This window comes from Agromyces albus, assembly GCF_030815405.1.
GTDB classification, from domain to species: domain Bacteria; phylum Actinomycetota; class Actinomycetes; order Actinomycetales; family Microbacteriaceae; genus Agromyces; species Agromyces albus_A.
This window is the reverse complement of the sequence record NZ_JAUSWX010000001.1, coordinates 1,357,904-1,368,700: the sequence shown is the minus strand read 5'-3', so window position 1 is coordinate 1,368,700 and position 10,797 is coordinate 1,357,904. Positions and strand designations below refer to the sequence as shown.

6 protein-coding genes and 2 rRNA genes are annotated in these 10,797 nt (G+C 65.0%); all 8 read right to left on the bottom strand.

Annotated elements, in window-relative coordinates:
- Positions 1 to 79: 79 nt before the first annotated feature.
- The 8 genes from recN to QFZ29_RS06305 all read right to left on the bottom strand — a co-directional run bounded on the left by recN (position 80) and on the right by QFZ29_RS06305 (position 10,366).
- Complete coding sequence (gene recN, locus QFZ29_RS06340) at positions 80 to 1,780, bottom strand: DNA repair protein RecN (RefSeq protein WP_306893355.1); 1,701 nt, start codon at positions 1,778 to 1,780, stop codon at positions 80 to 82.
- An 8-nt stretch (positions 1,781 to 1,788) separates the two neighbouring features.
- Entirely contained in the window at positions 1,789 to 2,703 is a 915-nt protein-coding gene (locus QFZ29_RS06335; protein WP_373426186.1) for an NAD kinase, read from the bottom strand.
- The gene (locus tag QFZ29_RS06330; RefSeq protein ID WP_306893353.1) at positions 2,700 to 3,509 is read right to left on the bottom strand and encodes a TlyA family RNA methyltransferase; all 810 of its coding nucleotides are present in this window, start codon (positions 3,507 to 3,509) and stop codon (positions 2,700 to 2,702) included. Before QFZ29_RS06330 ends, QFZ29_RS06335 begins: the two co-directional genes overlap by 4 nt.
- Positions 3,510 to 3,512: 3 nt before the next feature.
- Positions 3,513 to 3,725, bottom strand: coding sequence for a hypothetical protein (locus tag QFZ29_RS06325; RefSeq protein ID WP_306893352.1), 213 nt, complete (start codon positions 3,723 to 3,725; stop codon positions 3,513 to 3,515).
- 116 nt (positions 3,726 to 3,841) lie between these two features.
- Positions 3,842 to 4,873, bottom strand: a complete 1,032-nt coding sequence (locus tag QFZ29_RS06320; protein ID WP_306893350.1) for an HAD-IIA family hydrolase — start codon at positions 4,871 to 4,873, stop codon at positions 3,842 to 3,844.
- The gene (locus tag QFZ29_RS06315) at positions 4,848 to 5,777 is read right to left on the bottom strand and encodes a hypothetical protein (RefSeq protein WP_306893349.1); all 930 of its coding nucleotides are present in this window, start codon (positions 5,775 to 5,777) and stop codon (positions 4,848 to 4,850) included. The genes QFZ29_RS06320 and QFZ29_RS06315 overlap by 26 nt, the downstream gene beginning before the upstream one ends.
- Positions 5,778 to 6,917: 1,140 nt before the next feature.
- Positions 6,918 to 7,034: ribosomal RNA gene (gene rrf / locus QFZ29_RS06310) — 5S ribosomal RNA — on the bottom strand.
- 228 nt (positions 7,035 to 7,262) lie between these two features.
- Positions 7,263 to 10,366, bottom strand: a 23S ribosomal RNA gene (locus QFZ29_RS06305).
- Positions 10,367 to 10,797: the final 431 nt, after the last annotated feature.

Here is a 10,797-nt window from a genome sequence, read left to right as displayed (position 1 = left end):
CGACATGCCCCACTCGCTCCCCCTGTCTGCTCGGGATCGACTCCCGACCCCGTGTTCGAGCGGCGCTCGGCCGCACATCTCATGCCACGCGAACGGCGGCGATCTCCAAGAGTTCCCGGGCGTGCGCGAGTCCGCTCGCCGAGTCGGCGAGCCCCGAAAGCAGCCTTGCCATCTCCGCCTCGCGCTCGGCGCCGCCGAGCTGCCGCACGCTCGACGACGTGACCCGCCCGTCGGTGCCCTTCACGACGCTCAAGTGGTTCGTGGCGAATGCCGCGACCTGGGCGAGATGCGTCACGACGATCACCTGTGATCGCTCGGCGAGTCGGGCGAGGCGCCGCCCGATCTCGATCGCGGCAGCGCCGCCGACGCCGGCGTCGACCTCGTCGAAGACGAACGTGGGCACGGGATCAGTGCCGCCGATGACGACCTCGATCGCGAGCATGACGCGGGAGAGCTCGCCTCCGGATGCTCCGCGCGAGACGGGCCTCGGCTCTGCGCCGGGATGGGGGCTGAGCAGGATCGCCACGTGGTCGCGGCCGTGTGCTGCCGGCTCGAGCGTCGGCTCGACCGTGACGGAGAGCGACGCGTCGGGCATCGCAAGGGCGCCCAGTTCGGCGGTGACCGCCGCAGCGAGCGTGCTGGCAGCTGCAGTGCGCAGCTCGGTGAGCCGGCTCGCGCGCCGATCGACCTCGGCCTCGAGTTCGACGACGGATGCCTCGAGCTCGGCGATGCGCTCGTCGTCGCCCTCGAGCTCGAGCAGGCGCAGCCCGCCCGCGCTCCGGAACTCGAGCACCTCGTCGAGCGTGCCGCCATGCCGCCGGATGAGGCCGCCGAGCACCGCGCGCCGCTCCTGCACGATCTCGAGCTCTCGCGCGCCGTCGGCGTCGAGTCCGGTGAGGTAGCCCGAGAGCTCGACGGCGGCGTCGGCCAGGAGGAAGCCGGCGCTCGTCAGGGCCTCGGCGATCGGTGCGAGCGCGGCGTCGTGGGCGACGACGCGCTCGAGGTGACGGCGTGCGCCGTCGATGAGCGCCACCGCGTCGGGAGCGTCGTCGATCAGCTCGTCGGCCGAGATCAGGGTGCGCGCTTGCACCGCCGCCAAGCGGAGGTCTTCGAGATTCGAGAGCCGATCGGCGCGCTCCTGCAGTTCGGCGTCTTCGCCGGGTTGCGGGTCGGCCGCTTCGACCTCGTCGAGCGCCGCGCGGAGTTCGTCGGCCTCGCGGGCTCGGGCGTCGTGGGCCTCGCGGAGCCTGACGAGCTCGGCGGCATCGGTTCTCCACTTGGTGAAGACGGCTCGGTACTCGTCGAGGGCGACCTGGAGTTGGGGTCCGGCGAAACGATCGAGCGCCTCGCGCTGCGCCACCGCCGATCGGAGACGCTGCTGGTCGGCTTGGCCGTGGACGACGACGAGCTGATCACCCAGTTCGCCGAGCACCCCGATGGGTGCACTGCGGCCGCCGACGACTGCGCGGCTGCGTCCCTCGGCTGAGACCGACCGGCCGAGCAGGAGCTCGCCGGCTTCGATCTCGCCGCCGGTTTCGGCGACGCGCTCGGCGATCGCCCCGTCGTCGGAGACGAGCCAGCGTCCCTCGACCCAGGCCTGCTTCGCGCCGGAGCGCACCGCACCCGCGTCGGCCCTGGAGCCGAGCAACAGGCCGAGCGCGGTGACGACCATCGTCTTGCCGGCGCCGGTCTCACCCGTGACGGCGGTGAATCCGGGCCCGAGTGGCAGGGTCGCCTCCGCGATCACCCCAAGATCGCGGATGCCGAGTTCCTCAATCATCACAGCCTTCAATCACGGCCCACCGGTCCTCGCCATCCGGTCACCGGGAGCTGGAACTTGTTCACGAGCCGATCGGTGAACGGCGCTTCGTGGAGCCGAGCAAGTCGCACGGGCACGGGCGACTTGCGCACGATGACCCGTGCTCCGGGCGGCAGGTTGAACGAGCGCCGGCCGTCGCACCAGATCACGGCGGAGGCCTCGGTGCGCTGCAGGATCTCGACGGCGAGCGAGGATTCGGGGCCGACGACGAGGGGTCGAGCGAACAGTGCGTGCGCGCTCAGCGGCACGAGGAGGAGCGCTTCGAGGCTCGGCCACACGACGGGGCCGCCCGCGGAGAACGAATACGCCGTGGAGCCCGTGGGTGTCGACATGACCACGCCGTCGCACCCGAAGGTGGAGAGCGGCCGGCGGTCGACCTCGATCACCACCTCGAGCATGCGCTCGCGTTCGGCCTTCTCGACGGTCACCTCGTTGAGCGCCCAGCTCTCGTAGACCACCTCGTTTCCGACCTTGGCCCGCACCGAGAGCGTCATCCGCTCTTCGACCGTGTAGTCACGTGCGAGCGCCCTGGCGACTGTATAGCCGAGGTCGTCGCGCTCGCTCTCGGCGAGGAAGCCGACGTGGCCGAGGTTCACTCCGAGCAGCGCCACCGGGTAATCGCGCATCAATTCCGCGCCGCGAAGGATCGTGCCGTCGCCGCCGAGTACGATGACGAGTTCGATGACGGCGGGATCGATCTCTTCGAACCGCTTCACGGCGCCGTTCAGCTCGGGCACGAACGAGTGCACGTCTTCCCAGTGCTCGGCTGCGATGACCGGCACGGCGCCGGCCGCGAGGAGCTGCGTGCACACCTCACCCGTGGCTTCGAGCGCTGCCTGACGGCCGGTGTGGGAGACCACGAGGAAGTGCCGTGCGTCATTCACGCGTTCATTCCTCCTGCCAGCTGCTCCACCCGACGCATCCATTCTGTCGGATTCACACCCTCGTCGGCGCTGAGATGCACGAGGTACTCACGATTGCCGTGGGCGCCCGCGATTGGGGAGGACAAGATTCCGACCGTGCCGAGGCCCAGGTCGAACGCCGCCCACAGCACGTTCGCGATCGCCTCGGAACGCAGCGCCGCGTCGCGCACCACGCCTTCCCGGACTCCCCCGCGACCCACTTCGAACTGGGGTTTCACGAGCAGCACGAAATCGGATGCCGGAGCCGCGGTCGCCCGCAACGCGGGCAACACCGTCGTCAGTGAGATGAACGACAGGTCGGCCGTCACGAGCGTGGGCTGCTCTGCGACCCCGGTGAGCTCGGCGAGCGAAGCGGCATCGAGATTGCGCACGTTGCAGCCTTCGACGAGCACGAGGCCCGGCGCATCGTGCAGCTCAGGAGCAAGCTGGCCATGACCGACGTCGACCGCGAGCACGGTGCGCGCACCGCGCTCGAGCAGCACCTGGCTGAATCCGCCGGTCGAGGCGCCCGCGTCGAGCACCACGCGGCCGGCGGGCGACACGTCGAATCCGTCGAGCGCAGCGATGAGCTTGTGCGCGGCCCGGCTGACATAGTGATCGGATGTCGCGACCTCGAGTCTCGCATCGTCGCTCACCCTCAGCGCCGCCTTCACGGCGGGCCGGCCGTCGACCGTCACGAGCCCGGCGTCGATGAGCGAAGCAGCGTGGGTGCGGGAGCGTGCGAGTCCGCGAGCGGCGAGGGCGGCGTCGAGTCGCTGATCGACCATGTCTCAGCCGGTGTGACGCGACGGGTCGGACGGTCGCGACGGGTCGGACTGCTCGAGCTCGATGCGAAGCCGGTCGGCGAGCGCCTGGTATCCGGGCGCGCGCTCGGCGAGCGGGAGTTCCTCGATGTCGCGGAGAGCTGCAGTCGTCTCGTCGAATGCCGCTGCCTGCGCCTGCGTCGACGATGAAGCGGAAATCGACCGTTTCGAGCTCGCCATGCTCGTCGTCGCGGGTCGGCTCGTCAGTGCTCACCTGTTCAACGCTACCGTGCGTCGGCGACACGTCGCCCTTGTCGCGACGATGCGCTGCGGAAACCTCGCGCGCCGGTCGCTGCTCAGGCGTACAACCGCGGCGGCACGTCGAGGGCGTGGATGGCGATGCCCGATTGCCAGATGGCAGCGCAGGCGGCGCGGAGGAGATCGAGGCCACCGTCCCCCTCGTCCGCGATGACGACGCGCCTGCCGTCGAGGCGCACGCGCGCACCGCCGACGCGGATCGCGCCGTCGCGCACCTGCTCGGACGCCGGGTAGGGCTCGTGCAGCCCGCGCAGGTCGGCGAGGATGAAGTCTGGGCGGCTCGAGGCATCCGCGGCGAGCAGTTGTTTCGCGCGGTCGATGCCGGTGAGCACGACCGCGCTCGTCATGCCCGCGCGGTTGGCGCCCAGGATGTCGGTGTCGAGGCGATCGCCGACCACGAGCGGTCGTTCGCTCGCGAAGCGGCGGCGTGCCTCGTCGAAGATCGGCGTCTCGGGCTTGCCTGCGACGAGCGGGAACCGCCCGACGGCGGTGTGCACCGCCGAGACCAGGGTGCCGTTCCCCGGGGCGATGCCACGCGCCACGGGAATGGTCCAGTCCATGTTCGTCGCGATCCACGGGATGCCACCCGCGGCATCAGGTCCGCCGTGCGCGTTCAGGGCGAACGCCGCCTCGGCGAGCTCGCGCCAGCCGACCTCGGGAGCGAAGCCCTGCACGACGGCGTCGGGCCCGTCATCAGCGGATCGCGTCACGCGATAGCCGCGCTTGCCGAGCTCGGTGACGATGCCCTCGCCGCCCACCACGAGCACGAGCGCTCCCGGCGAGACGTGCTCGTCGAGCAGGGTCATGGCCGCTTGCGGCGACGTGACGACGTCGGTCGGCACGACGTCGAGTCCCAGCTCCGCGAGATGAAGGGCGACGGATGCATCGCTTCGCGAGGCGTTGTTGGTGATGTACCCGACGGCCCGCTCGCTCTTGGTGAGATTGAGGCTGTCGACCGCGTAGGGAATCGCGTGTGCCCCTGCATAGACGACGCCGTCGAGGTCGGCGAACACGGCATCGACCCCGTCGAGCGGGGTCGCCGAGTCAGTCCTCGTTCCGAACAGGCCCATCGGGCGCGCCCTCCGTGTCGTCGGCGCCTCCGGCGGCGTCGAGTTCGGCACCCTCCGCCAGCACCGCGGCGACATCGTCCTCGAGCACGGCACCGGGATCGAAGTCGTCGCCGTCGTCGTCGAGCGCCTCGTCGGGTGTCGCCGACTCGCCGGCCTCCGTCTCGCCGTCGGCGTCGGCGTCGGCGGGCACGCCCGCCTCGATGCTGGCCTCGGGCTCGTCGGCTCCAACAGGCTCGTCGGTCGGGTCGGCTCCAACGGGCTCGTCGGATTCGACCGACTCGTCGCGTGAATCCGCCAGAGCTGTCGCCGTCGGAACCTCCTCCTCGTCCTCGAGTTCGACCTCGAAGATCTCGAAGACCTCGGATTCTGCGGGCCCGCCGAGCGCCGCCTCTGCGCGTTCGGCGCGGGCGCGCCAGGTCGCGGCATCCGCTTTCCGGCCGAGTTCTTCGAGCACCTCTGCGTACGCGGAGAACAGCGCGGGGCTGTATGAGAAGGCTCGATCGGGATCGAGTTGCGGGATCTCGAGTTCGGCCAGCGCGAGCTCAGGCTGGCCGAGGTCAAGACGCGCGCCCGACATCGCGATGGCGAGGCCCACCTGCACCGCAGGCGCGAGCTCGGCACGATCGACGGCACGTCCGACCTCGAGCGCGCGGTCGGGGCGACCGACGCCGCGCTCACTGTCGACCATGAGCGGCAACTGGTCGTTGTTGCCGGAGATCCGGCGGTACGTGCGCAGTTCACGCAGCGCGAGTGCGAAGTCGCCCGTCGCGTACGCCGTGATCGCGAGCGTCTCGCGCACGACAGCGATACGACCGGCACGACGGCCGGCTGAGAGCGCGTGCTCGTGGGCGAGCTCGGGGTCGTCTTCGAGGAGTTCGGATGCGGCGACGAGATGGCGTGCCACCCAATCCGCGTTCTCCTTGCTCAGCGTGCGCAGCTCGCCGCGCGCGCTCTTGTCGAGATCGCGCGCTTCGATGCGCTCGGGGATGTCGGGTGCGTCGTGACGCGGACGGATCGCGAGGTCGCTGGCTCCGAACGTCTCGCGCGGCTCGTCGCGAGGTCCGCCCCGAGCATCGGGGCGTCCGCCTGCACCGCCACGACGGTCATCGGTCCGACCCGCACCACCGTAGGGACGCTTCGCATCACGGTCACCGTAGGGACGCTTGGCATCACGGTCACCATACGACGGACGCTTCGCATCACGGTCACCATACGCAGGACGCTTCTCGCCGCGGTCCGTCGCGGGACGCTTCGCATCACGGTCGTAGGGACGCTTGGTATCGCGATCACCGTACGGGCGCTTCTCGCCGCGATCGGTCGACGGGCGCTTGGCGTCACGGTCGAAAGGACGCTTCGCATCACGGTCACCATATGCCGGACGCTTCGCGTCCCGGTCACCATACGTCGACGGACGCTTCGCGTCTCGGTCACCGTAGGGGCGCTTCTCGCCACGGTCCGTGGACGGACGCTTCGCATCGCGGTCACCGAATGGGCGCTTCGCGTCACGGTCATACGGACGCTTGGCGTCACGGTCACCGTACGGCGGACGCTTCTCACCGCGGTCCGTCGCGGGACGCTTCGCATCACGGTCGCCGAATGGACGCTTCGCGTCACGGTCATATGGACGCTTGGCGTCACGGTCATATGGACGCTTGGCGTCACGGTCACCATGCGGCGGGCGCTTCGCGTCACGATCCGTGGACGGACGCTTGGCGTCACGGTCACCATACGGCGGACGCTTCTCGCCGCGATCCATGGACGGACGCTTCGCTTCGCGGTCACCGTACGGGCGCTTGTCGCCGCGATCAGTGGAGGGGCGCTTCGCTGGGCCGCCGGTTCGCCCTGCTGCACCACCGCCGGCGCCGTGCGGTCGCTCGGATCGCTTCGGACGCTCCTGGTCCCCCGAGTCATGCCTGGAATCGCTCACGATTGTCCTGTCGTATGTGGAGTTCTCGTCGAACTCAACCGTACTCGGCCGACATCGGATACCGGCCTTAACGCAGAATGGCCACCCGTCTTCGGGTGGCCATTCCACTTAATGATTGTCCGGCGGTGTCCTACTCTCCCACAGGGTCGCCCCTGCAGTACCATCGGCGCTGCGAGTCTTAGCTTCCGGGTTCGGAATGTGTCCGGGCGTTTCCCTCGCGCTATGGCCGCCGAAACTCTAGCCACACCCGCTGCCACGTGGTGGTGGGGTGTGTGGTCTCGGTGACCCGCCCGACACCGGGAACGACCGGGGTCGTTGCCTGGTGTGGGCAGGGTGGTGCTGTGTTGAATTATGTTGTGGTCTGTTTCCGTCTGAAGGGAACCACAGAGTGGACGCGAGCAATCTAGAGGGCCACTCACACGGCCTTTACATGAAATGTGTTCAAACGTTGTGAGTGTAGTGATTGTCAAGTTATCGGCTTATTAGTACCGGTCAGCTCCGACAGTCTTTAGTCCTGTCTTCCACATCCGGCCTATCAACCCAGTCGTCTGGCTGGGAGCCTCTCCCCCGAAGGGATGGAAATCTCATCTCGAGGCCGGCTTCCCGCTTAGATGCTTTCAGCGGTTATCCATCCCGAACGTAGCTAACCAGCGGTGCTCCTGGCGGAACAACTGGCACACCAGAGGTTCGTCCAACCCGGTCCTCTCGTACTAGGGTCAGATCCTCTCAAATTTCCTACGCGCGCAGCGGATAGGGACCGAACTGTCTCACGACGTTCTAAACCCAGCTCGCGTACCGCTTTAATGGGCGAACAGCCCAACCCTTGGGACCTACTCCAGCCCCAGGATGCGACGAGCCGACATCGAGGTGCCAAACCATGCCGTCGATATGGACTCTTGGGCAAGATCAGCCTGTTATCCCCGAGGTACCTTTTATCCGTTGAGCGACAGCGCTTCCACAAGCCACTGCCGGATCACTAGTCCCGACTTTCGTCCCTGCTCGACCTGTCAGTCTCACAGTCAAGCTCCCTTGTGCACTTACACTCGCCACCTGATTGCCAACCAGGTTGAGGGAACCTTTGGGCGCCTCCGTTACTCTTTGGGAGGCAACCGCCCCAGTTAAACTACCCACCAGGCACTGTCCCTGAACCGGATCACGGTTCGAAGTTAGATATCCAGAGTGACCAGAGTGGTATTTCAACAATGACTCCACCGACACTAGCGTGCCAGCTTCACAGTCTCCCACCTATCCTACACAAGCCACACCGAACACCAATACCAAGCTGTAGTAAAGGTCACGGGGTCTTTCCGTCCTGCTGCGCGTAACGAGCATCTTTACTCGTAATGCAATTTCGCCGAGTTCGCGGTTGAGACAGCTGGGAAGTCGTTACGCCATTCGTGCAGGTCGGAACTTACCCGACAAGGAATTTCGCTACCTTAGGATGGTTATAGTTACCACCGCCGTTTACTGGGGCTTAAATTCTCAGCTTCGCCTTGCGGCTAACCGGTCCTCTTAACCTTCCAGCACCGGGCAGGCGTCAGTCCGTATACATCGTCTTGCGACTTAGCACGGACCTGTGTTTTTAGTAAACAGTCGCTTCCCACTGGTCTCTGCGGCCCTACAGCGCTCCCGGAGCAAGTCCGATCACGCCTTAGGCCCCCCTTCTCCCGAAGTTACGGGGGCATTTTGCCGAGTTCCTTAACCACGATTCTCTCGATCTCCTTGGTATTCTCTACCTGACCACCTGAGTCGGTTTGGGGTACGGGCGGCTAGAACCTCGCGTCGATGCTTTTCTCGGCAGCATAGGATCACCAACTTTTTATCCGCATCGTGTCTCAGCCTTGATGAACCGCGGATTTGCCTACGGTTCGGCCTACGCACTTGCCCCGGGACTACCATCGCCCGGGATCGGCTACCTTCCTGCGTCACACCTGTTAATACGCTCACTCCACCAGATGGGGTCGCATGCCGCCCCGCGATCGTCCCCGAAGGGATCCACGCGGCTTGGGATGCTTAGCACTCCTGATTTCATGTGGGCGGTTCTTCGCCGGTACGGGAATATCAACCCGTTGTCCATCGACTACGCCTGTCGGCCTCGCCTTAGGTCCCGACTTACCCAGGGCAGATTAGCTTGACCCTGGAACCCTTGGTCTTCCGGAGGACGGGTTTCTCACCCGTCTTTCGCTACTCATGCCTGCATTCTCACTCGTGTGGCCTCCACGGCTGGTTCACACCGCCGCTTCGCTGGCCACACGACGCTCTCCTACCCATCAACACGGCTGGACCACGAAGGCCTACCACAAATGTCAATGCCACAACTTCGGTGGCGTGCTTGAGCCCCGTTACATTGTCGGCGCGGAATCACTTGACCAGTGAGCTATTACGCACTCTTTCAAGGGTGGCTGCTTCTAAGCCAACCTCCTGGTTGTCTGTGCAACTCCACATCCTTTCCCACTTAGCACGCGCTTAGGGACCTTAGTTGGTGGTCTGGGTTGTTTCCCTCTCGACGATGAAGCTTATCCCCCACCGTCTCACTGCTGCGCTCTCACTTACCGGCATTCGGAGTTTGGCTGACGTCAGTAACCTTTTAGGGCCCATCGGCCATCCAGTAGCTCTACCTCCAGCAAGAAACACGCAACGCTGCACCTAAATGCATTTCGGAGAGAACCAGCTATCACGAAGTTTGATTGGCCTTTCACCCCTATCCACAGCTCATCCCCTCCATTTTCAACTGAAGTGGGTTCGGTCCTCCACGACGTCTTACCGTCGCTTCAACCTGGCCATGGATAGATCACTTCGCTTCGGGTCTAGGACATGCGACTGAATCGCCCTATTCAGACTCGCTTTCGCTACGGCTGCCCCACACGGGTTAACCTCGCCACATATCACTAACTCGCAGGCTCATTCTTCAAAAGGCACGCTGTCACCCCAACAAGGAGGCTCCAACGGTTTGTAAGCAAACGGTTTCAGGTACTATTTCACTCCCCTCCCGGGGTACTTTTCACCTTTCCCTCACGGTACTTGTCCGCTATCGGTCATCTGGGAGTATTTAGGCTTATCAGGTGGTCCTGACAGATTCACACGGGATTTCTCGGGCCCCGTGCTACTTGGGATACCTCTCCGGCCGGCCAGGCATTTCGACTACGGGACTCACACCCACTCCGGTTGGCCTTTCAATGCCATTCGTCTATACCTGACGCGTCACCGTGAATGCGCGGCAGCACATTCCGAAAGGTCCCACAACCCCGACCATGCAACCCCTGCCGGGTATCACACATGGCTCGGTTTAGCCTCATCCGCGTTCGCTCGCCACTACTTACGGAATCACGGTTGTTTTCTCTTCCTGTGGGTACTGAGATGTTTCACTTCCCCACGTTCCCTCTACCCGCCCTATATATTCAGGCGGGAGTCACCAGGTCACCCAAAGGGCCTGGCGGGGTTTCCCCATTCGGAAATCCTCGGATCACAGCTCGTTTATCAGCTCCCCGAGGCTTATCGCAGATTACGACGTCCTTCTTCGGCTCCAGATGCCAAGGCATCCACCGTTTGCTCTTAAAAACTTGAAATCACATGAGATCGAATCGTGCAACACCACCCCGAAAGGCGATGCTGCGAAATTGACCAGTGAAACACCAAACAGAGCACCCCGAAAGGCACCCGATTGGCGATTCACCTTTTGTGAAACAGGACCAAAGTCCCGTTTCTAAGATGCTCGCGTCCACTATGTAGTTCTCAACAGACGGCCAGAACCCCCACACCCACACGGCCAAAAAGCCGGTCTCGATGAAGGCCTGTAAGAAACCATCACCCCCCACCCCGAAAGGCAAGAAGTCGTCCGGTCCCTCAGGACCCAACAGCGTGCACGTGCCGGCCTCCACCGACCAGAACCTTCCAACCCCCGAAGAGGCGTACTAGCTCCAGCCGGAATCAACCGGCACCTATGTCAATGTTCCACCCATGAGCCACCAGCAGGGAACGAACGCCCCTGATCTGGCAT

What these genes read in the sequence shown, in the direction of transcription:
- QFZ29_RS06320 (WP_306893350.1), bottom strand. Translation starts at nt 4,873, where the DNA reads ATGGGCCTGTTCGGAACGAGGACTGACTCGGCGACCCCGCTCGACGGG.
- QFZ29_RS06325 (WP_306893352.1), bottom strand. Translation starts at nt 3,725, where the DNA reads ATGGCGAGCTCGAAACGGTCGATTTCCGCTTCATCGTCGACGCAGGCG.
- QFZ29_RS06330 (WP_306893353.1), bottom strand. Translation starts at nt 3,509, where the DNA reads ATGGTCGATCAGCGACTCGACGCCGCCCTCGCCGCTCGCGGACTCGCA.
- recN (WP_306893355.1), bottom strand. Translation starts at nt 1,780, where the DNA reads ATGATTGAGGAACTCGGCATCCGCGATCTTGGGGTGATCGCGGAGGCG.